The sequence below is a fragment of the Cuneatibacter sp. NSJ-177 genome (assembly GCF_022867805.1).
In the GTDB taxonomy this organism is placed as follows: domain Bacteria; phylum Bacillota; class Clostridia; order Lachnospirales; family Lachnospiraceae; genus Pseudolachnospira.
Window position 1 is genome coordinate 134103 of record NZ_JALIFO010000013.1, and the last position, 20805, is coordinate 154907.

General features: G+C 53.5%; 23 protein-coding genes. 1 reads left to right on the forward strand and 22 read right to left on the reverse strand.

Annotation, left to right across the window (positions count from 1 at the left end; translation table 11 throughout):
- Positions 1 to 5: 5 nt before the first annotated feature.
- The 13 genes from MUB23_RS16745 to MUB23_RS20155 form a co-directional block, all read right to left on the reverse strand.
- A complete protein-coding gene (locus tag MUB23_RS16745) occupies positions 6 to 497 on the reverse strand; it encodes a tripartite tricarboxylate transporter TctB family protein (RefSeq protein ID WP_244801895.1) in 492 nt (163 codons plus the stop codon).
- A 139-nt stretch (positions 498 to 636) separates the two neighbouring features.
- Complete coding sequence (locus MUB23_RS16750; protein WP_244801896.1) at positions 637 to 1770, reverse strand: tripartite tricarboxylate transporter substrate binding protein; 1134 nt, start codon at positions 1768 to 1770, stop codon at positions 637 to 639.
- Between the two features lie 77 nt (positions 1771 to 1847).
- Positions 1848 to 2630 carry an enoyl-CoA hydratase/isomerase family protein gene (locus MUB23_RS16755; protein ID WP_244801897.1) on the reverse strand — a complete coding sequence of 261 codons (783 nt, stop codon included), beginning with the start codon at positions 2628 to 2630 and terminating at the stop codon, positions 1848 to 1850.
- Between the two features lies 1 nt (position 2631).
- Entirely contained in the window at positions 2632 to 3765 is a 1134-nt protein-coding gene (locus MUB23_RS16760) for a MalY/PatB family protein (protein ID WP_244801898.1), read from the reverse strand.
- Positions 3766 to 3861: 96 nt separating this feature from the next.
- Positions 3862 to 4098 carry a hypothetical protein gene (locus tag MUB23_RS16765; protein ID WP_244801899.1) on the reverse strand — a complete coding sequence of 79 codons (237 nt, stop codon included), beginning with the start codon at positions 4096 to 4098 and terminating at the stop codon, positions 3862 to 3864.
- A complete protein-coding gene (locus MUB23_RS16770; RefSeq protein WP_244801900.1) occupies positions 4088 to 6136 on the reverse strand; it encodes an ABC transporter permease in 2049 nt (682 codons plus the stop codon). The genes MUB23_RS16765 and MUB23_RS16770 overlap by 11 nt, the downstream gene beginning before the upstream one ends.
- A 199-nt stretch (positions 6137 to 6335) precedes the next feature.
- Positions 6336 to 6758: a pyridoxamine 5'-phosphate oxidase family protein gene (locus tag MUB23_RS16775; protein ID WP_244801918.1), complete on the reverse strand. Its 423-nt coding sequence runs from the start codon at positions 6756 to 6758 to the stop codon at positions 6336 to 6338.
- A 39-nt stretch (positions 6759 to 6797) separates the two neighbouring features.
- Positions 6798 to 7370, reverse strand: coding sequence for a flavin reductase family protein (locus tag MUB23_RS16780; RefSeq protein ID WP_244801901.1), 573 nt, complete (start codon positions 7368 to 7370; stop codon positions 6798 to 6800).
- A 34-nt stretch (positions 7371 to 7404) separates the two neighbouring features.
- Entirely contained in the window at positions 7405 to 7743 is a 339-nt protein-coding gene (locus MUB23_RS16785; protein ID WP_244801902.1) for a DUF4397 domain-containing protein, read from the reverse strand.
- 313 nt (positions 7744 to 8056) lie between these two features.
- A complete protein-coding gene (locus tag MUB23_RS16790) occupies positions 8057 to 8563 on the reverse strand; it encodes a COG2426 family protein (protein WP_244801903.1) in 507 nt (168 codons plus the stop codon).
- 84 nt (positions 8564 to 8647) lie between these two features.
- The gene (locus tag MUB23_RS16795) at positions 8648 to 10591 is read right to left on the reverse strand and encodes a YgiQ family radical SAM protein (RefSeq protein ID WP_244801904.1); all 1944 of its coding nucleotides are present in this window, start codon (positions 10589 to 10591) and stop codon (positions 8648 to 8650) included.
- Between the two features lie 19 nt (positions 10592 to 10610).
- Positions 10611 to 10937 carry a metal-sensing transcriptional repressor gene (locus MUB23_RS20070; RefSeq protein WP_442874121.1) on the reverse strand — a complete coding sequence of 109 codons (327 nt, stop codon included), beginning with the start codon at positions 10935 to 10937 and terminating at the stop codon, positions 10611 to 10613.
- A gap of 183 nt (positions 10938 to 11120) precedes the next feature.
- On the reverse strand, positions 11121 to 11225 hold the full coding sequence (locus MUB23_RS20155) for a DUF4214 domain-containing protein (RefSeq protein ID WP_442874117.1): 105 nt from the start codon (positions 11223 to 11225) through the stop codon (positions 11121 to 11123).
- 281 nt (positions 11226 to 11506) lie between these two features.
- Between MUB23_RS20155 and MUB23_RS16805 the strand changes: the two genes are divergently transcribed.
- Complete coding sequence (locus MUB23_RS16805) at positions 11507 to 12634, forward strand: DnaJ domain-containing protein (protein WP_244801905.1); 1128 nt, start codon at positions 11507 to 11509, stop codon at positions 12632 to 12634.
- Here MUB23_RS16805 and MUB23_RS16810 read toward each other — a convergent pair.
- The 9 genes from MUB23_RS16810 to MUB23_RS16850 all read right to left on the reverse strand — a co-directional run.
- Positions 12631 to 13524 carry an alpha/beta hydrolase gene (locus MUB23_RS16810; RefSeq protein ID WP_244801906.1) on the reverse strand — a complete coding sequence of 298 codons (894 nt, stop codon included), beginning with the start codon at positions 13522 to 13524 and terminating at the stop codon, positions 12631 to 12633. The genes MUB23_RS16805 and MUB23_RS16810 overlap by 4 nt on opposite strands.
- A gap of 89 nt (positions 13525 to 13613) precedes the next feature.
- Positions 13614 to 14789: a TRAP transporter substrate-binding protein gene (locus MUB23_RS16815; protein ID WP_244801907.1), complete on the reverse strand. Its 1176-nt coding sequence runs from the start codon at positions 14787 to 14789 to the stop codon at positions 13614 to 13616.
- Positions 14790 to 14864: 75 nt separating this feature from the next.
- A complete protein-coding gene (locus tag MUB23_RS16820; RefSeq protein ID WP_244801908.1) occupies positions 14865 to 16151 on the reverse strand; it encodes a TRAP transporter large permease in 1287 nt (428 codons plus the stop codon).
- Positions 16148 to 16642 (reverse strand): TRAP transporter small permease, encoded by a 495-nt coding sequence (locus MUB23_RS16825; protein WP_244801909.1) that lies wholly within the window; start codon positions 16640 to 16642, stop codon positions 16148 to 16150. The genes MUB23_RS16820 and MUB23_RS16825 overlap by 4 nt, the downstream gene beginning before the upstream one ends.
- 54 nt (positions 16643 to 16696) lie before the next feature.
- Positions 16697 to 17593: an MBL fold metallo-hydrolase gene (locus tag MUB23_RS16830; protein WP_244801910.1), complete on the reverse strand. Its 897-nt coding sequence runs from the start codon at positions 17591 to 17593 to the stop codon at positions 16697 to 16699.
- Between the two features lie 208 nt (positions 17594 to 17801).
- Positions 17802 to 18743: a LysR family transcriptional regulator gene (locus MUB23_RS16835; protein WP_244801911.1), complete on the reverse strand. Its 942-nt coding sequence runs from the start codon at positions 18741 to 18743 to the stop codon at positions 17802 to 17804.
- Positions 18744 to 18917: 174 nt separating this feature from the next.
- A complete protein-coding gene (locus MUB23_RS16840) occupies positions 18918 to 19772 on the reverse strand; it encodes a bifunctional 5,10-methylenetetrahydrofolate dehydrogenase/5,10-methenyltetrahydrofolate cyclohydrolase (RefSeq protein WP_244801912.1) in 855 nt (284 codons plus the stop codon).
- Positions 19773 to 19845: 73 nt separating this feature from the next.
- The gene (locus MUB23_RS16845) at positions 19846 to 20475 is read right to left on the reverse strand and encodes a cyclodeaminase/cyclohydrolase family protein (RefSeq protein WP_244801913.1); all 630 of its coding nucleotides are present in this window, start codon (positions 20473 to 20475) and stop codon (positions 19846 to 19848) included.
- A gap of 36 nt (positions 20476 to 20511) precedes the next feature.
- On the reverse strand, positions 20512 to 20805 hold a 294-nt coding region (locus tag MUB23_RS16850), incomplete at its 5' end, for a formate--tetrahydrofolate ligase (RefSeq protein ID WP_244799672.1).

The following is a 20805-nucleotide window of genomic DNA, read 5'->3' on the forward strand; positions in this document are numbered from 1 at the left end:
ACCTCCTAGGGAAGCATAATTTGAAAGATCTTCTCAACTACCAAGAAGATGACAACCAGACTGACCGCCGTGACGATCAACGTCTGTTTGATTTTTTTCCCTCTTCGCAAAAACGTGATGGTTCCCGCCATGAACAGCGCGGTGGATACATAAAAGCCGACCACGTTCAGCAGCACCGCATAAGCAATCGCAGATACCGCCAGTACAAACGAATTCAGAGGCATTTCTTCTTTGATCGCGGCAATCACCTTGTTGCCGCCAAAATCCGCTTTCTTTTCTTCCTCCGTCAGCTCCGGGCAATTTTTTCTCACCTGCAAAACGGCAATGAAGCTGGTCAGCATCATAATACCGGTGGTGACTGTGGGAAATACCGCCGCAGAATCCGGCTCCGGGTGCTCGCGGAACAGCGCCACCGACACCAGGAAACCGATCAAGCTCAGAACAAACACCAGAATACAAAAGAAATATTCTCTGATCTTAAATGTTTTCTTTTCCATAGATAAGCCTTTCACTTCACACGAGGTTCCAATCTCCATTTTCTCCCCCAAAGCCAAACATCCGGGCCTTGCGGGAGAAAAGGCGGGAAGACCCAACGCTTCTTCGCAGCTTCCCGCCTAAAATTTTCTTCCGTTCCTTTTATTCGCTCACGCGCTCCACGCCGTAATCCGACGGGCAGGTAGCGGAAGCTCCGATGTCGTACAGCATCCAGGATACAACCGCCTGTTGGCGTTTCATGAACGCATTGGCTTCCTCTCCGGTCAGGCCCAGAGGAATATCCTTACAAGTCTTGATGTACTCCTGGAATTCCGGAGTTTCGTAGGCCTTTTTAAAGGCATCCGTCAGCTTATCCACGATGGCCTGATCCGTTCCGGCTTTCACCGATACTACAAAGAACGGGCCGTAAGGCATGTATTTCACCAGTTCCGGGAACAGCTCGCTCAGCTTCGGGACGTCCTCATAGCCTTCAATGTTTTCACTGTCCATCACGGCCAGAGCGCGGACCGAGCCGTCCTGCATCAGCGGATAGGAGGTCTGGGTACCGGCCACAAAGGCTTCGATATGTTTGCCCATCAGCGCTGTATTGGCGTCGCCGCTGCCGTCAAAGGCCACACGGTTGAACTGTACATCAAACTCAGATTCCAGAATCGTCCACCAGATATCCGGCAGACCGCCCACGCCGGTGGTGCCGACGGAAACTTTGCCGGGATCCGCTTTCGCCGCATCGATCAGATCCTGCAGGCTCTGGTAAGGGGAATCGGCGTAGGTAATCATGATTCCGCATTCCCGCATGTACAGCAGAATCGGAATAAAGTCATCATAATCCAGGTCCGCCGTGCCCATGGCATGGAACATGGAAGTCGACTCCGAACCAGTCAGCAGCGTATAGCCGTCTGCCGGCTGCTGAGCGACATAAAGGCTTCCGACCGATCCGCTGGCCCCGGTTTTATTGGTGACGGTGATGGACTGGCCTAAAAACTGCTCGGCAATGGTGCACAGCGTGCGGGACATGCCGTCGGTGCCGGATGTGGGGCCAAACGGGCAGACCGCCGTGATATACTTGGTCGGATAATCCGTCTCCGAACCGGATCCTCCCGCTTCGGTGGCTTCCGCCCCCGTGGTTCCTGCCGCCGCTGCTGTGGTGGCTTCCGCCCCTGTGGTCCCTGCCGCCGCTGTGGTCGTGCCGCTGCCGGAACCGCAGCCGGCAAACATTGCTGCCGTCATGATTGCCGAAAGGCCGAAAGCCAAAGCTTTCTTCATGTTCTTCCTCATCTTGTTATCCTCCTTTTTCTATTAAAAAGCATTCGCTTTTTATCTCATGTTACATGCTTTCTTGTGCTGCTCCGCAGCTATTTTTCTATCTTTTTCTTCCTATTAATAAAGGCCTCGCACTGCCGGTGCAGTGCTCCGCTTTCGGCAACCTCCCGCGAAAGATTCTGGGAGAACAGATAGAGGTAATCCTGTTCTTTTTTCTGAAGGCAATGGGCCATCTTTTTTACCGCTGTCAGCCCGCTCTTTGCTTTTTGATTCAGCTCCGCTGCCCAGCGCATCGCCAGTTCACAGGCTGTCTCCCCATGGGCCACAGCGTTCACGACGCCTTCCCGGCATGCGGCTTCTGCATCCAGCTCTTCGGCAAAAAGCATCATCTTCATGGCGCGGGAATAGTCAACGAGGGCGATCAGGCGCGGGACACCGCCCATTCCGGGAAAGGAATCGAAGTTAATTTCCGTCAGGGCGACCTTCCCGTTTTCGGAAATGACCCGGAGGTCACAGGCCAGGGCCAGCTCGAATCCGCCGCCCAGAGCCATCCCGTCGATGGCGCCGATCACCGGCACCGGCAGATTGGCCAGACGGTCCGCGATGGTGATTGCGTTGTGCATCTTTACCGACACGTAGGTATGACTTTCCAGGTATGCCTTCATGTCGTTGACATCCGCGCCGGCTCCAAAGCATTTTCCTTGATTGCAGAGCACGATCACCTTCAAATCTTTTGTCCCTTCCGCCCAGTCCAGCGCCTCCTGGAATTCCTGAACGTACCGGTTCGTCATGATATTAAGCGGCGGGTTCTGGAATCGAATCACACCGATGCCATTCTGGTTTTCAAACGCCACTGCTCTCGCATCCTCCGCCATCTTACCGCTCCTCTTTCCTTTTTTTCACGGCTGCTTCCACTCGGTCCAGCGCCTCTTTCAGCTGAGATCTGGGACATCCAAAATTGATCCGGACAAATTCCGGCTCTGCGAAATCCGCTCCATCGTTGAAGTTCACACCGGCTTCTTTCAGGAAAAACTTCTGCGGACTCTCCACTCCCAGTTTCCGGCAGTCGATCCAGGCCAGATAGGTAGCCTGATTATGTACCACGGAAAGTCCGTCGATGGCGGCAATCCGTTCTTCCATGTAGTCCCTGTTTGCCCTGAGATAATCGATCAGCTCCCGTCTCCACTCCTCGCACCGGCCGTATCCGGCTTTCAAAGCTTCTACTCCCAGCACGCTGACCGGTGAGAACAGGCCGTAACAGATATCCTGATACCGTTTCCGGAGCTCCGGATTGGGAATGATCGCGATCGCATAGGGGATCGCAGGGATATTATAAGTTTTAGAACCGCTGGTCAGCGTGATGGAATTTTGTTTTGCCTCTTCGCTCAGTGAAAAATACGGGATGTGTTCTCCTTCAAATACCAGGTCGCAGTGGATTTCGTCGGAGACCATCAGCAGATGGTGGCGGCGGCAGAACTCCTCCAGCTGTTCCAATTCTTCCCTGGTAAACACGCGCCCCACCGGGTTGTGGGGGTTACTCATGACAAAGACCGTCACGTTTTCGTCGCATGCCTCTTCCATCGCCTCGAAATCCATCTCATAAAACCCGTTTGTCTCCTTGAGCGGCACTTCCCGGACACCGGTGTGCGCTTCTTGCGGAAGGCGGCGGATATGGGGGTACATCGGGGTGTTCAGCATGATGTCACCCCCGGTCATCCGGCAGGCCAGATTTGCTCCCGGCATGACGCTGGGCACAAAAACAATCCAATCCCTCTCCACTTCACAGTGATACTGCTCCCGGTAATGCCTGCTGATCACCTGATACATTTCATCATCGATATAGGAAAATCCAAATGTTCCTTTATCAATCCTGGCTTTCAGCGCCTCAGTGATCGGACCCGGAATCCGAAAATCCATGTCAGCCACCCACATCGGGATGTATTCGCCTCCTTGGTCGTCCCACTTCTGGGCGCTGATTCCTCTCCGATCTACAATTTCGTCAAAGTTCACCACTGACTTCTCCCTCACATTTCCTGACATTTACTGATATGTATTTTGTATTCTTACATTTCCTGATTTTATTTTATGTTATTGCCACTCTTTTGTCTAATACCCCTTTGTTCTACACATCATCTGTTCTTTGATATATATTTCTTTAGATATCTTTATCTGGATTTTTATATGAACCAAAAAAAGAACAGTAGATTTTCTCGAACCTACTGTTCTTCTTTCAATCAAATTTTTATTTTCTTTATTCCTGCACGATGATTTTAGCTTCCCACGCCGACCAGTTCCTCTGACCACAACGCTCTTTCCATTCTTCTCCCTATTTTTATGAGCCAAACTCGCGGTTCTTCTCCCTTCCTCCGCTGACAATCCCATAATAAACATAGGAGGTAGCCCGGTAAACCAGCACATAGCACAGGGCAAAGACCAGGTAGCAGCCGGCGGTCACCAAAATCAAAAATTTGGTGTTGGTGACACTGAACAGCATCAACATCTTGGCGATCATGGGGAACGCAAAGGCCACATGCACGCCTGCGGTCAAAAGCGGCAGGAAAAACACAGTCAGGATCTGGGAATTGATACTCTTCTTAATTTCCCTCCTCGTCATGCCTACCTTTTTCAGGATCTCGAATCTGGCCTGATCTTCATAGCCTTCGCTGATCTGTTTATAATACATGATCAAAACCGCTCCGCAGATAAACACGATGGCAAGCAGAATTCCCAGGAAAAACAATCCGCCGTACAGGCCGTAAAAACCTTCGCGCTCCTCCGCAACGCCCTCACAGGATACGTGGGGAAATGATTCCGCATTGGTCTGAAGCTGACGGATTTCTTCTTTGATCCGCCCGGAAACCGACCTCTGCACTTCATCGTTTCCGGCCAGGTCAAAGCCGTAATAATCGTGACTAACGGTCCGGTTTCCTCCGTACTTCTCGCCCAGCCCGGCCAGTGTTGTCCTCATCTCTTCGATATCCGGCACAAAGAGGAAGAGAGAGGGTACCACCTGCATCGCATCCGTGCCGTTATCCACAAAATCTGGGACCACTTCTTTTACTCTCAGAGTTTTGGCATCTTCCAAAGCAATCGTATCATACGTATAAACCGACTTGGTAGTGTAGAGCAGGGCCTCCCCCTCTTCAAGGGATTTTTCCTCCCCCATCAACCGGTTATAATCCTCCAAGGGGACGATAAATAATTGCCAGACATCCGTATAAGATGAAATCTGGAAGGTGTAGATTCCATCGTTTTCCAGAAAAAGCTGATTCCCATCCAGATATGCCGCAAGCTCCAAGAAACGGTAATGCAGCACATTTTCAGCCTGCTGTCCTTTTTCTTTCAGAACCCGGCCGATCACTTCATGAACCGGATCCGCATATTGGGGGGCATCGGAATACGTATCCACCACAATATTCCGCGGATACCGGGAACGCAGGCTGTCCTCGGCCCCCAGATAAAGGCAGGAGGTGGAGGACAGCATCACCAGCACCATAGTAGAAAGGATGCAGATGGAAGCTAAACCAGCTCCGTTGCGCTTCATCCGATAAGTCATGGAAGACACCGAAATAAAGTGATTGGTCTGGTAATAATATTTCTTTTTCCGTTTCAAAATACGGCAAACCGCCACGGAACCGGCAATAAAGAGCAGATACGTGCCGAAAATCACCAGGAGTACCGCAATAAAAAACCAGAGCATGGCGGATAACGGCTGTTGGATGGAAACGGCCAGATAGTAGGCAATCGCCAGCATCCCTACGCCCAGAACCGCCAGAATCCAATTGGCCCTCGGCGGCTTTTCTCCGGCCGCCTCACTTTGCAGCAGCTCCACCGGATTTGCCATGTGGATCTGGCGCAGCGCGTTTACAAGGATCAGGATAAAGATCACAGTAAATACCGTCAAGGTAAGCCGAATCGAATTTCGTGAAATCGTAAAAGTCAGACTGGCCTCCGCTCCCAGCACCTTGGCCATGCAAAGCTCAGCCAGCTTAGATAACAGCACGCCGCAGAACAGACCGGCGGTCAGGGAAAAAAACGCAATGGTCAGAGTCTCCCAGACCTGTATTCTTGCCAGGTTCCCTTTTCCCATGCCGAGAATATTATACAGGCCGAATTCCTTCTTCCTTCTGCGGATCAAAAAAGAGTTGGTGTAAAACAAAAAGATCACGGAAAAGGCGCTGATCACCCAGCAGCCCAGGGTAAGTATTCCCTGGATGGTATCGCCTCCCGGCATGGCGGCCACTGTTTCATTGTAGGTCAAAAAGGAAACGATATATAACATCATCACCATCCCGATCGATGTCAGGATATAGGGAAAGTACAGCTTTCGGTTTTTGGCGATGCCCGTCAAAGCTAATTTGGGATAAAATCCAAACTTCATGTTTCTTCACCATCCTTTGGCCGGCCGGAAACTGGGCCGAAGACTCTTTTGATCCGATGCAGAGGTTTTATAAAGATGAGCAAAACAAATTCCTCCTTCCTGGAAAAGCAACCTCATTATAACAAAAGGGAGGAATGCTCTGCCATCGTTTTGGCTTACATTCCCCCGCCCAATATTACATTTTGGAAAGGTTGCCGGACTACTTTGAAATGACAAAGTCTTCCGAATGGAAGTTGCTGTAATATCTGCCTTTCACCGCGGTAAACTTCAACACACAGTAGTCGGGATCCGTAACTCCGGCCGGATAGTACATGGTGTCGCCCTCCCGCCAGATCCTCTCCTTTGCCTCCGGCGTCTCCAATACCTCGACGGTGCCGGACAGGCAGACTCCGCGGTAAAACCGGCGGTCACAGAAATAAACGCTCGCCTTGGGATTCTCCCGGTAAAATTTCACCTTATTGGACGATGTATTAGTGGTAAACCAGAAGGTCCGGATTCCCTCCCTCTCTCTCGGAGCCAGCATCGCCCTGCTGACCGGGTAGCCCTCTCCGTCGATGTAGCTGATCACAGGCGCCGATACTTTGTCCACCAAGTTTCCAATGGTTTGTTCCGGATTTCTCATCATAAAAGTTTCCTCCTCTGCGCCGGCTGCGGCAGCGATTTACTTGCCTTTTCCTTTTTTTACACTCCAGCCAAATTTCCCCAGCTTTTTTCCCAGACAGTAGTATTCCCCATGACTGTAGGCAATCACCCCGGCCTTGCCCAGATCAAATTTTCCCGCCGCGTCCAGATACGCTTTGTCCGCCTGGACGGCAAGCACGTCCGCCACAAACATGTGGTGGGAGCCATAGGGATGGATCTCCCGCACTTTGCATTCGATATTGACCGGGCTCTCGCCAATCAGAGGCGCCCCGATCTGAGACGCTTTTTCACGGGTCAGTTTCATCTTTTTGAACTTGTCCACATCCCGGCCAGACTTTACCCCGCAGTAGTCCGTGGCGAACGCCAAAGACTCGGTGGTCAGATTGATTGCGAACTCCCCGCTCTCCCGGATCAAAGCATAGGAAAAGCGGGAGGGCCGCAGCGAAATATAGGCCATGGCCGGGTTCGTGCAGATGGTCCCGGTCCAGGCCACCGTCACGATATTGTCCCGGCCGTCCGGCCCTTTCATCGATACCAGTACCGCAGGAACCGGGTAAATCATATTGCCCGGCTTCCAGATTTCTTTCGTCATGCTTCGTCCTTTCCGGCGCGCCGAAGCGCACGTTTTACAGCTCCGGCACGATCTTTAAGTCAATTCCGCTCTGGCTGTTGACAATGACCAGAGTCAAGATACTGCCGGCCGGGAATAGCAGATTCCGGCGGCAAAGCGCGATCCGCGGCATCCGGCTGCTGGTGATCGTCACCATGGCAAAGCCGTCCGGCACGTTTTCAAACCGGGAAGCCGTGCCGAATTCCAGCTGCTGGACCCCCATATCGTCGATGGTAATATTCATCGGTCCATAGCCGGTCGCTCCATGGAGGAAACGCACCCGCGAATAGGGACCGGCCGCTCTTCCTTCGCTGTCATCCGCAATCAAGCCATAGTCTTCCTCATCAAAATCCATCGTTTCATCCTTTCCAGATTCCTCATATCATAGTTTATGCGGATCAAGAAAAGATGGAACCGGATTTAAAAAAAAGGAAGAGCTGCACACAGGTGGACGCCAGATACGCTCCGATGACATTCGCCGGAACCCAACGGTCCCACGATGGAACTGCCGATGAAAAAGGCTTTTGATATCCCGCAGAAATCAAAAGCCTCCTTTTTAGCAAACGAGTATTCCCTCTTGCCCTTTCCGTCCTAAATCATCTGTTTTCCCGTTCTCGCAGTGACGGGAAATCACTTCCGGAGCTGCAAACCGGCAGATCAAAGGGCGCTTAAAACACATTCTGTACCAGATAAGGGATCAGATAGGAAATCACGCACATGATCACCGTGGCCATCAAAAGGCCGAGACAGATCGCCAGAAACGCCTTCTTCTCCCGGATATCCAAAAGCGAAGCGATCAAAGCGCCGGTCCAGGCTCCCGTTCCGGGAAGAGGGACTCCGACAAAAAGCATCAGGCCGACAAATTCATACTTTTGGATCTTATCGCTCTTGCTCATAGCTTTCCGCTCCAGCTTTTCCACCAGGGGGCGGAGCAGCTTCGTCCGCTTCAGCCAGTCGAAGATCGGAGTGATCAGCAGCAGGATGAACGGGATCGGAATCATATTGCCGATCAGGCAGATCACGATCGCCGGTACGATCGGAACGCCCAGCACCGCCGCCGCGATCAATCCGCCGCGAAGCTCCAGGATCGGGACCATAGAGATGATAAAAATGATCAGCTCCGGCGGCATTCCTCCCAGAGCCTGAATAAACCAATTTGCTAATGATTCTGCCATTCGAAACCTTCCTTACTATTCTTTCCCCCTGCGCCGGAGGATATTCTCGGTTAGTATAGCACAAAGATTGGTTCCTGACAACTATTATCCCTTCTTCTTGTGTACATTCCGGATCACTTTTTTCTTTCTTTTCGGGTTCTGCTCAAGCTTTTCCCCCGTCCCTTTCTCTTTCGGCCTGCCTTTTCCCGGCATGCTCTCCTTCTTCCAGGAAGCAGGCCGCGGCCCCTCGCGCCTATCTTTTGGCCGGATCAGGCATTCTTTTCCGAATCCGATCAGATCCGTGCGCCCGGCCCGCTCCAGCGCTTCCGCCACCAGAGGGTAAAGCTTCGGATCCCGGTACTGGATTAGGGCCCTCTGCATCGCCTTTTCGTGGGGATCCCGACACACCGGCACCGGCTCCATGGTCCGCGGATCCAGTCCCGTATAGTACATGCAGGTGGAGATCGTCGAAGGCGTCGGATAGAAATCCTGCACCTGCTCCGGCATATATCCCATATCCCGGATGCACTCCGCCAGCGCCACACCGTCCTGCAAGGTGGAACCCGGATGGGACGAAATCAGGTACGGAATGAGATACTGCTTTTTTCCAAGCGTCTGATTTACCTTGCGGAATTTCTCCGAAAACGCTTCGTAGACCGCGTGCTCCGGCTTTCCCATCAACCGCAGGACGCGGGGAGAAACGTGTTCCGGAGCCACTTTCAGCTGGCCGCTGACGTGGTAACGGCAGAGCTCCCAGAGAAAGGAATCGTCCGGGTCTGCCATCACATAGTCAAAGCGGATGCCTGAGCGGATAAATACCTTCTTGACGCCGGGCAGTTCCCGAAGCTTTTTCAGGAGCGAAAGATAGTCCTTGTGATCTACCTGTAGGTTCGGGCACGGCTTCGGAAACAGGCATTGCCTGTCCGGACAGACTCCTGCTTTTTCCTGCTTCGCACAGCCGGGCTGCCGGAAATTCGCCGTCGGCCCGCCCACATCATGGATATATCCCTTAAAATCCGGATCCTCCAGCATCTGCCTTGCCTCGCTTAGCAGGGATTCCTGACTCCGTGCCTGAACGATCCGGCCCTGATGAAAGGTCAGCGCACAAAAACTGCACCCGCCGAAGCATCCCCGGCTGCTGATCAGGCTGAATTTTACCTCCTGAATCGCCGGGATTCCTCCCTCCGCATCATAGGAGGGATGCCAGGTCCGGCAATAAGGAAGCGCGTAGATATCGTCCAGTTCCTGCCTCGTCAAAGGCTTTGACGGAGGATTCTGTACCACAAACCGTTTTTTCCCGTAAGCTTCAATTAGGGGCCGTCCGGAAAACGGATCCGTGTTGGCGTACTGAACGGCAAAGCTTTCAGCATACGCCCGCTTATCTTCCTGAAGTTTTTCGTAGGAAGGAAGACGAATCCCCTCAATCCCTTCGTCTATAAAAGAGCGCTGATACACCGTGCCAGGAATATAGGTCAGATCCGAGACTGCTAAGCCGGAATCCAGGGCTTCCGCGATCTCCAGGATCGAACGCTCCCCCATCCCGTAGGAAATCAAATCCGCCTGGGCGTCCAAAAGCACAGATTTTCTGAGACTGTCGGACCAATAGTCATAGTGAGCCAAGCGTCTCAGACTGGCCTCAATCCCGCCCAGCACGATCGGCGCGTCGGGATAGTTCCGCCGGATCCAGTTTCCATAGACCACCACCGCCCGGTCCGGCCGTTTCCCCATGACGCCGCCCGGAGAATAGGCATCGGTCTGCCGGTGCCGCCGGGATACCGAATAGTGGTTCACCATGGAATCCATATTTCCGGCGGACACCAAAAAAGCCAGCCTCGGCCGGCCAAATTCCCGGATCGCCTCTTCCTTTTTCCAGTCGGGCTGAGCCAAAATGCCCACCCGGTATCCCCTGGACTCCAACAGGCGGGTGATGATAGCATGGCCAAAAGAGGGGTGGTCCACATAGGCGTCCCCGCACACATAGACGAAGTCCACCTCCGGCCATCCCCTCTCTTCCATTTCCTTTCGGTTGATCGGTAAAAACTCTGACATGAATTCCTCTTTCTAAGGTCTATTTGATAAAATAGGAAATTGCTTTATTCAGTTCCTCTATGGCCTCCATATCCCCGGACTCAACCGCATCCACAATGCAGTGGTTGATGTGGTCTTCCAGGATCACTTTCCCCGTGTTTCCGAGAGCGGAGCGCACAGCGGCCAGCTGGATCAATACCTCCGAGCAGTCTCTCCCGTCCTCCACCATCCGCTTGATGGACTCCAGGTGCCCGATCGCACGGGACAGCCGGTTTAACACCGCGCGGGTGTGCTCGTGAGAATGGGTATGGGTGTGCACCGTGCCGTCCGGGGACACATGGGTGTGAACTACGCCGTCTGCGTGGATGTGCGCCCCGCTGTCTCCCGGAAGAGCCGGAGTCCGTGCTTTTCCTGTTCTGGCCAATTCCTCTGCCCCTCCCAGAGTGTTGATATCGGGAGCGATTCCACCCTCTTTCTCCTCAGCTTTTGGAGTTTTTATTTTATCCTGCATATTGGATTTTTTCCTTTCTATCTCAGATCGTCGTTATCGTCAGATGTTGTCCCGGCTGGATCCCTTTTGCTCCGCCTCGATCCAATTTTGAAGGCCTCCTTCATCCGGCTCCCGGTTTAACACCACTTGATACAGGCGCTGCACAAATCCCCGGACTCCGCCAGAGCTCTCTCCGGAAACCTACCCTGTCTGAAATACCAGCGCAATCGCCAGCAAGGCGGCAATCCCTTTTCTTCCTAGTCTCCCCATATTTTTCCCCATCATTTCAGCCTCCCCTAAGCTTTCTTCTATTTTAGGTTCCGAACCTCTCCCTGTCAATAGGACAGCCTGGAAATCCCCGGAAAACCTTTTGTTTTCTCCTTCCCTGTGCTATGATGAAAACAGAAATACGGAACCTCTCCAACAGCAAGGCAGGGAAATCATCCATGAAAGATTACTATCAGATCCTAGGCGTCCGCCCCGACGCGGCGCCGGACGAGATCAAACGGGCTTACCGAAAGCTGGCCAAACAGTTTCACCCGGACGCCTCCAAGGACGATCCGGAAACCAACCGGGCTTTCCAGGAAATCTCCGAGGCTTACGCCGTGCTCTCCGACGAGGAGTCCAGAAGGCAATATAATTCCATGGGACACACCGCTTTTCGAAGTGCCGGGGGCCAGAACCGGAGCCGCAAAAGCCGCGCAAAACAAAGCGGCCGGGAAGAACGCAAAACGAAAGACGGCCATTGCGGCGCCTGTGAAGAAGGACAGGAAAACCAGGCCGCCGAGGAAGGTCCGCCCCCCAAGAGCATCCGCCTCGGCGTAACCTTGACCCTTCGGGAGACGCTCCAGGAGGTCAAAAAGGAAGCCGTCTATGAACAAAAAATTCCCTGTCCGGACTGCAACGGCACCGGCGGGGAGAAAACTAAAAATTGCCCCGACTGTCTGGGCACCGGCTACCGCCGTGTCTACGAGACCGTCTGGGGCGAAAAACGGGAAACAGAAATTTTTTGCAGCCGCTGTCATGGGACCGGGAAGATTCCGGCCGCCTCCTGCGGCCGCTGCCACGGAACCGGGGTTCTCAAAAAAATCTGGAACCTGCCGGTCCGCATCCCGGCCGGGGCTTATGAAAAGCTCTATCTGCCGCTGGAGGAAGTGCTGGACTCCGAAACGCTGAAAAAAGAGCTTGCGGCGTCCGGTGTCTTTGAACGGGAAATTTACGTGTTTATCCTGATCGCAGATGAGCCGGGCTTCACAAGGAAAGGCTATCACCTGTTCACCCAGGTCACCGCCGGCTACGCGGATCTGGTGTTGGGCGGGACATTGAGGCTCCCTACTTTGGAGGGAGAGATCGAGTGGCCCATCGCGCCTGGCACCGACTGTGCAAAGCGAATCCGCCTGCCGGGCCGCGGTCTGCCCCGCCCGGTGAAGATCGGAGGCAGAGGGGATCAGTACGTGACGCTGAATGTGCGGATTCCAAGGAATTTGACCGCCCGCCAGAAAGAGCTGCTGGCCGCCTTTCAGGAAAGCTTATCCGGCCAGAGCAGTCCCGCGTCAGAGGAATCAAAAACCTAAATCCGCCAAAAGAATTCTCTTTGATAGGCTCTCACAATCCCCTCGTTCAGCCATTGGGCCGTAGGGGTCAAAACAGCGTTGAACCCGTGAAGGGCTCCGGGAATCAAGTGCAGCTCCACCGGGATCGCCTCCCGAAGCAGATGAGCCATGTATTCCAGGCTCTCATCCCGGAGCGGATCGCATTCCGCAGCGATCAAAAACGTGGGAGGAAGCCCGGAGAAATCCCGCGCCACATTGGGCACCGCATAATAGGAGGGATCTTTTCCCTTCAATCCGCCCAGATAAACCCGGACGCCCTGGGCCAGATCCTGTCCGGACAGCAAAGCGGCGTCAAACCGCATCTGCTCCGCCGACAGGGAAGGGCCAAGGCCGAGAGCCGGCGTGTTCAGCACGCTGAGAGCAATCCTGGGGCCGCCATTGTCGCGGACGTAAAAAGCAAGTCCCGCGCATAGGTTTCCCCCGGCGCTGGTGCCGTAAAGCCCCATCTTTTCCGGATCTCCTCCCAGCTCATCCGCATGGTCACGCATCCAGTTCCAGACCTGAACACAGTCCATCAAGGCGTCCGGAAACACATGCGCGGGGGCCAGCCGGTAATTCAGCGAAACCACCACCGCGGGTACCTCCAGTGCCAGATGGGCGACACGGGTATTGTCATTCTCATAGGTTCCCGCCACCCATCCTCCGCCGTGAATATTCATGATCATGGGCAGGGGGCCCGCCGCCTCTTTGGGGAGGTAAATCTTAATTTCGATTTCCTGGTTCTCCTCCGGCCCCGGCACTGTGCGGTAGATGATCCGAAGATCCTCCGGCGGCTGCCAATTTTGAATCGACTCCCAGTTCTCCTTGGAATCCCAGTTCTGAAATTCCGGCCCCAGCTGATAATTTGCCATTTTCTTCCTCCTGATAACAAAATCAGGCGCCCGGAATTTCTGTCAAAACTCCGGACGCCTGGGAAATTACCGATCTTTTTTCGCCTGTTTTACTGTTTCAGGCATTTCTCCAACGTCTCATAGAGAGCCTCGTTGCCGACCGAATCGTGAACCTTCTGGATCGAGTCGGCGGCCGCCGTCTTCATCTCTTCCCGGAACTCGCCGCTGACCTCGCAGACCTCCAGCTTGTACTCATTGACTAACTGGTTATAATATCCCTCGCTGTTGGTAACGGAGATGCTAAAATCGTAGGCGTTGATGGCCTTGGAAATCTCCATGATCAAGCTCTGATACTCGGCGGGCAGGGAATCAAATTTTTCCTTGTTCATGGACCATTCCATGCTCGGCATCATATGCTCGGTGGGGATCAGATATTTCTGCTGCTCCGCCGCTCCGGAAGTCACTGCGTTCTCCCAAATATTATCCTGGGCATCCACTGTGCCGTTTTGCAGGGCCATATACAGCTCGCTGAAAGCAAGAGGAGTCGGGTTGGCTCCCAGGGCAGACCAGAACGCCATCCGGGATTCGGACTGGGCGGTACGGATTTTCAGCCCCTTCAGATCCGCCAGGGAATGAACCGCTTTGTTGGAGGTCAGGTTCATGGAGTCCACCACCTTAAGCTGAAGCAGCTTTAATCCGGCCTTCTCATTTAACTCATTATACATATCGCGGAATTCACTGTCAATACAGACCTCCGTCAGCTTCTCGGCGCTGTATCCGGCCGTCAGGAAAGGCGTGTCAAAAATCGCGGCTTCCGGTACAAAGGACAGGTGCACAGAGCCTGCCTGCGGTACAATATCCAGATCGCCTGCCAGGCAGGAAGAAATCATCTCCGCATCGCTTCCCATCTGACTGTTGGGGTAAATCGTCACCGTCATCTTTCCATCGCTGTAAAATTCCAGAGCTTCCTTAAAAGCCAGACAGAGGCCATGGGCTGTGGAGCTTTCCGTTCCCGCATGTCCCAGGGTCAGATTCACCGTCTCCCCATCTGCGGGAAGGGCGGTAAAGGTCCCAGTCAGAAACTCTGCCGCCGCCAGACCCGACGGATCTTTCGCCTCGCCGGCGGCCTGAGATCCGCCGCCCACCGCGGCCGTGGTTCCTGCCGCCGCTGTGGTAGCCCCGCCTGCCGCAGCCGCCGTGGTTGTCTTTGAATCCCCTCCGCAAGCGGTCATAGACAGGGTCATCAGTGCAGCCATACCAAGAGCTGCCAATTTTTTCATCTTCATCTTTTCTTCTCCTTTTTATGGTTATCGTTGGTCTGCCCGGGCTCAATTTCCGGACAGACGATTGATCGAACAAATTTACAGCAGACAGAGACTGATTGCCGGAACGAAGGTAATCAAAAGCAGCGCCACCAGGAACGTACCGATAAATGGGATCGCCGTCTTTCCGATACTCATCGGCGGCGCGCCGCAGATTGGGCTCGCCACAAATAGGGTCATTCCAAACGGAGGGGTGACAAAGCCGACCGCCATGTTGACCACCATGATGATTCCCAGGTGGACCGGATCGATGCCCAGCTGCGTCGCCATCGGAAGCAGCATCGGGGAAAGGATCATCAGGGCCGGGCCGGTATCCATCACCATGCCAATCAAAAGCAGCACCAGGTTCATCATCAGCAGCACCACAGTCTTAGAACCAAAGTTTTCCACGATAAAATTGGAAAGCATGGAAGGAACCTGGAGCAGCGTCAGCACCCGGCCGAAAGCCGTGGCCACCGCTATCATCAGACCCAGAGGAGCCAGCGCCCGGCAGGCCTCCGCAAACATATAAATGATTTTGGATGGCTTTACCGTCTTATAGACAAAGATCGAGATGATCAGGGAATACACAACGGAAACGCAGGCCACCTCCGTGGTGGTGACGATGCCGGAGTAGATTCCTCCCAGCAGAATCACCGGCGTCAGCACCGCCCAGATTCCATCTTTCATCAGCGCTCCAAAACCGATCTTTTGGAGGTTTTCCACTTTTTCCTGTATCTTTCCCCGGTCTTCACCGTGACGGATGCAGTAATACACCGCATACGCCATCAGACAGAGGGCGATGACGATGCCGGGTACGATACCGGCGATAAACATGTTGCCGATGGAAACGCCCGTCGCCATACCATACATGATAAAGGGAATGCTGGGCGGAATGATGACTCCCAGGCCCGAAGCCGTCGCCACCAGAGCGCCGGAAAATTTCTTTTCGTAGCCCAGCTCCAGAAGAATCGGAATCGTCATGGCTCCCACCGCGGCGCAGGTGGCGGTTCCGGAACCGGAAATCGCCCCGTAAAACAGACAGGTCACCACCACGGCACAAGGCATGCCGCCCCGGACTCTCCCCAGCCAATAAGCAAAAATATTGAAAATCTTTTCGGAAATGCCGCCTTTTGCCATGATAATGCCGGATAGAATAAACAGCGGCGCCGCCAAAATCCCTGTATTGTCACCGCCGCCGATGACGGCCCGCAGGACGAACTGGACATTTCCCGTAAAATCCGGGTTGACAATCCCAGGCGCCAAAGTTGCCAGAATCAGCACGATTACCAACGGAAGCCCAATGACGATTCCGACGATAAAGCATGCCCCTAATGCTCCTATCATTTCTGTTCCTCCTTCGGTTCTTTCTTCCCCTTTATTTCCAGGATGATCCTTTGAATATAGCGGAAGGTTCCCAGACCGAATCCAACCACCATTGATGCGTACAGATAGGTAAACGGCAGGTGCAGACCGGTACTGGTCTCACCGGTTTTCGCCACATAGGCTACACTGCCGAAGGAACTGTAGAACAGAAACGCCGTCACTGCCAGACAGAGAATCAGGTTAAACCATTCCAGCCCGCGGCGCGCTCCCGCCGGCAGCAGATTCAGCACCGCATCCACCCGCAGATCCGACTTCAGCCGGATACTGTAGGAAAACGCAACGAACATAAACCAGATAAAGCAGTAGCGGCAGAACTCTTCCGACCAGGACAGAGAAGAATTAAACAAATACCTCCTGACAATCTGGTACAGCATGACCAGGACAATTGCAGCCAAAAGAATGACCAACAGCATTTCTTCCAGATGTTTGTCCAACCATTTTAAGACTTTCATCTTTTCCTCCTTCTTTCTCATAAGGATTTGGCGTAAAACGGATCTCCCAAGCTTTTACACCGGATAGTAAACGCACCACTGGCTGTGCTCGTTCTCCTTCAAAATCTCCTCCTCCGACTTCAGCAAGAAAGCATGATACCGGTCTTTCAGTTCCTGTAAAAACCGGCGCCACTCTGTCTTGTCGATAAAGGGGTTCTCCTCGCCCTGGACCATCCGTTCATACTTCTGGAAGGTGTCGTTATGAAAAGGATGATTCCCCAACATTAAATCCACCGGCTCATCCCAGACTTTTTCGATGGATTTCAGGAAAGTCTGCTGCATGCTGAGGGGCAGGCCGTTCTCCTTTAGAGCCTCCCGCGTCAGGGAGATGAAACCTGCTCCGCCATAGATTCCCACCCGCAGTGTTTTTCCTTCGTGCTCCATCGTCCAGAAATGGGACATGACGCCGACCGTATGGCCGGGTGTTAGAACGCAGCGGATCCGGGTATTCCCAAGCTCCACAATATCCCCGTCCGCAAGTTCCACATCGGGACAAAAACTTTCTTCATAGGGTCCAAGGTTCCGGTTCAATTTCTCGATCCGATCCGGATGCTTTCGCATATCCTCCGCGTCAACCGCGCCTAGAAAGGTTTTGGCCCCCGTCATATGTACCAGAGCGCGCACCGCGCCGTAATGATCCGTATGGGCATGGGACACGATAATATACTTCAAGTCCTCCAGAGAAAATCCAAGGCTCCAGATATTGTTCACCAGGCCGGGCAGCGCAGAGGCACAGGGAGTATCCAGGAGGATCAGCCCTTCTCCCGTGTCGATCAGATGGGAGGAGCACCACTCATTCCCCACAAAATACAGGTTACCGGCAATACGAAACGGCGGCCGGTTTAGAAGATAAGGCCTTCGCATATCTTCCTCCGGCGGAAACATATTGCCAAAACGGTTAAAATTCTTCAATCTTTCAGCCTCCATGCAAATACTCATGGCAGGTGGGAAACCGGTTTCTTCATGCCATTTGTTAGAAAAAGTATATAATCATATGAAAAAATAATCAATGAACCCGGTGCTATGATATGATAACCAATCGGTTATTAAAAAAAAAAAAATTCCCGCGGAACGCGGGAGGAAAAGCAAAAATAGAACGCAAGAAAGAGAGAAGCAGGCCTTAGTTACCGGCATACTCCTCAATCTCATAATAGTCCAGTACAAATTCAAAGAAATCCCGCGCCGCCTCGGTCATCATGGATTTTCCCGGCCGCAGCAGGTACAGCCAGCGTTCGCTGCCATCATTTTTCAGGGAAAAATGGCGCAGTCCGGAAACCAGGCCCTCCGCATCCTCCAGGCAGGCTTCCGGAATCAAAGCCACTCCGCGCCCCTGGCCTACCATTTTCATTTTAATCACAAAATCGTCGGTTCTGGCATAAGTCCTCGGAAGAAAACCCGCCGCCTGGCAAAATTCATCGGTCACATCATTAAAAAAATTATCCTTTTGCGTCATGGTAATAAAAAAAGCATTTTTCAGTTCCGCCAGATCAATGCTTTCCCCGCACTGCTGCCAATTTAACGGCTGATACAAGTCAGAAGACACCAGGCAATATTTTTCCTGAAACAAGGGCTGGGGCACCCAAAACTGATTCCGCTTCTGCAAAAAATACGGATCCTGAGAGGACCGCAGGATAAAATCCGGAAGATCCTGTCCCTCCTGCCCGCGGGAGCTTTGCCACTGGCTGATGGAAAAAGTTGTATAGGGATTCAGCTCCGAATAGGCGCTGACGCAGGGAATGATAATGGGCGCATAGGCAAAACAATGGATGCTGATGTAACCGTTGGACTCATAGCACATGCTCTTTGCCGACATCTGCCCCATGGACAGCAGCTTCATGGCCTGTTCGGCATACTGGACAAAAGCTTTTCCGTTCTTATTCAGCTTAATCCGGCGCCCGACCCGGTCAAAAAGCTTTACCCCCAGCTCTGTCTCCAGGGTGGAAATACTTTTGCTTAACGCCGGCTGCGATATATTCAATACATCCGCTGTAAGCGCCACATGCTCGTGCCTTGCCAGTTCCAGAAAATATTCAATGTGATGAAGATCCATGTCTAACGCCACACCTCCTCCTGATGTGCTGCGGCCGCAGTCGCGGCCGCTCGTGGATAGTATAGCACATTTCCGAGAATTCTTGGTATATATTTGCGTTTTCTATTCCAAAGGAATTTCCTATCAAACAAAAAAGTCTCCAGCCATTCATTGACAGCTGGAGACAATCCCCTCTTTGTTTCGTCTTTACTTTCCGCACTTTCTCTTCGCGGCTTCCACCACGTGACCTACCAAAACGGAGGTGGTCACGGTGCCGACGCCGCCGGGAACCGGCGTGATCGCTCCGACGATCGCTTCCGCGTCCTCATACTTTACGTCGCCGCAGAGCTTGCCCTCATCGTTGACATTGATACCCACATCGATGACCACCTGGCCCGGCGCAAAATATTCTTTGTCCACCACGCCTGCGCGGCCCGCGGCCACGATCAGGATATCCGCCTCCCGGCAGACCGCCGGCATATCCACAGTCTTCGTGTGGCAGATGGTCACAGTGGCGTTTTTCTTGATCAGCATCATGGCGGCGGGCTTGCCGACCACCAGGCTGCGGCCGATCACGACCGCTTTCTTTCCTTTGCAGTCAATCTGGTAATGGTCCAGGATTTCCATGCAGGCCTGAGGCGTGCAGGGCGGAAATCCCTTCTTCTGACCGGTGAAAACGCCGGCCATAGAGCCGTCGGTGATGCCGTCCACGTCCTTCTCCGGATCCAGAGCCTGGCAGCATGCCTCCTCGTCCAGATGCTTCGGCAGCGGGCGGAACATCAAAACGCCATGGATGGAATCATCCTGATTTACTTCGTCGATGGTAGCCATCAGGGTCTCCTGGGTCACATCGGCCGGAAGCAGATACTGCTTGACCTCCACGCCGAGGGTGGCGCAACGCTTCATGGCGCCCTTCTCATAGGAGATGTCGTCTCCCCTCTCGCCGACCCGGATGATGCCAAGAGCCGGCTGAATGCCTTTCGCCTTCAATGCCTCCGCATCCGCTTTAATTCTCTCATTTAAGGAAGCGTTTACTTCCTTTCCCAACAATACCTGTGCCATGGGAATCTCCTCCTTTTCGGATCGTCCCCGGCGCCGCATTATGGCAGCGCCAGGTTTCCGATCCCTTCGCTCTCTAATTAAACCGTGCGCGGACGTCCGCGAAGATCGCATCCGCCATCGCCGCATATTTGCTGATCATCGCTTCCGCCTTCTCGTTAATCTCCGCTGCATAAGCTTTGTCCGTCATGGACTTGGTGTTGATGAACACATTGAGGCTGGCGCCCAGGAGTGCCGCCCGGCAGCAGGCCACGCCGACGCCGACGTCGCTGATGGCAAGGGCCGATCCCTTTGCCGCAAACTCTTTGTGAAGCTCAATGGCCTCGCAGCATTTCTCCATGATCAACAGCGGAACGCTGCAGGCGTCCTTCAAGGCAGCTTCCATGATGCGTGCTTTCTCCGCCTTCTGCTCCTCGGTCTCCTTTGGCAGGCCGTAGGCCTTGGAGAGGGGTTCGAACATCTCGGCGTCTTTCTGCACCAGATCCAGCAGTTCCATCTGCAGAGCATCCGCCTTTGCTTTCAGGGCAATGATGTCGTCCTGCACATCCGCATATTTCTTTTTGCCAAGGGTCAGGCTGCCGACCATGTTGCCGAGAGCCGTGCCGATGGCGCCGACCAGTGAGGACGCGCCGCCGCCTCCGGGAACCGGGGCCTTGGAGGCCAAAACCTCTACGAATGCTTCACAACTTCCTTTGGTAAACTCCATGGGAATCTCCTCCACTCTTTACAAATTTCATTAAATTTAGAACAGACCGCTGATCTTTCCGTTCTCATCCACGTCGATCTTCTCCGCTGCCGGCGCCTTCGGCAGACCAGGCATGGTCATGATATCGCCCGTCAGCGCTACGATGAATCCGGCTCCCGCCGAAATCTTCAGATTTCTCACCGTCACCGTGAATCCCTTCGGCGCTCCCTTCAACGACGCGTCATCCGAAAAGCTGTACTGCGTCTTCGCCACGCAGATCGGGCACTTGTCGAAACCAAGCTTCGTCAGCTGCTCCGCCTGCTTCTTCGCATTTGCCGTCAGCTGCACTCC

Bases quoted from the DNA above. Each gene is read 5' to 3' on its own strand.
- MUB23_RS16795 (WP_244801904.1), bottom strand. From the start codon at position 10,591: ATGTCAGAGTTTTTACCGATCAACCGAAAGGAAATGGAAGAGAGGGGA.
- MUB23_RS16845 (WP_244801913.1), bottom strand. From the start codon at position 20,475: ATGGAGTTTACCAAAGGAAGTTGTGAAGCATTCGTAGAGGTTTTGGCC.
- MUB23_RS16840 (WP_244801912.1), bottom strand. From the start codon at position 19,772: ATGGCACAGGTATTGTTGGGAAAGGAAGTAAACGCTTCCTTAAATGAG.
- MUB23_RS16745 (WP_244801895.1), bottom strand. From the start codon at position 497: ATGGAAAAGAAAACATTTAAGATCAGAGAATATTTCTTTTGTATTCTG.
- MUB23_RS16825 (WP_244801909.1), bottom strand. From the start codon at position 16,642: ATGAAAGTCTTAAAATGGTTGGACAAACATCTGGAAGAAATGCTGTTG.
- MUB23_RS16785 (WP_244801902.1), bottom strand. From the start codon at position 7,743: ATGGATTTTGATGAGGAAGACTATGGCTTGATTGCGGATGACAGCGAA.
- MUB23_RS16750 (WP_244801896.1), bottom strand. From the start codon at position 1,770: ATGAGGAAGAACATGAAGAAAGCTTTGGCTTTCGGCCTTTCGGCAATC.
- MUB23_RS16770 (WP_244801900.1), bottom strand. From the start codon at position 6,136: ATGAAGTTTGGATTTTATCCCAAATTAGCTTTGACGGGCATCGCCAAA.
- MUB23_RS16780 (WP_244801901.1), bottom strand. From the start codon at position 7,370: ATGACGAAAGAAATCTGGAAGCCGGGCAATATGATTTACCCGGTTCCT.
- MUB23_RS16820 (WP_244801908.1), bottom strand. From the start codon at position 16,151: ATGATAGGAGCATTAGGGGCATGCTTTATCGTCGGAATCGTCATTGGG.
- MUB23_RS16790 (WP_244801903.1), bottom strand. From the start codon at position 8,563: ATGGCAGAATCATTAGCAAATTGGTTTATTCAGGCTCTGGGAGGAATG.
- MUB23_RS16805 (WP_244801905.1), top strand. From the start codon at position 11,507: ATGAAAGATTACTATCAGATCCTAGGCGTCCGCCCCGACGCGGCGCCG.
- MUB23_RS16755 (WP_244801897.1), bottom strand. From the start codon at position 2,630: ATGGCGGAGGATGCGAGAGCAGTGGCGTTTGAAAACCAGAATGGCATC.
- MUB23_RS16815 (WP_244801907.1), bottom strand. From the start codon at position 14,789: ATGAAGATGAAAAAATTGGCAGCTCTTGGTATGGCTGCACTGATGACC.
- MUB23_RS16810 (WP_244801906.1), bottom strand. From the start codon at position 13,524: ATGGCAAATTATCAGCTGGGGCCGGAATTTCAGAACTGGGATTCCAAG.
- MUB23_RS16775 (WP_244801918.1), bottom strand. From the start codon at position 6,758: ATGAGAAATCCGGAACAAACCATTGGAAACTTGGTGGACAAAGTATCG.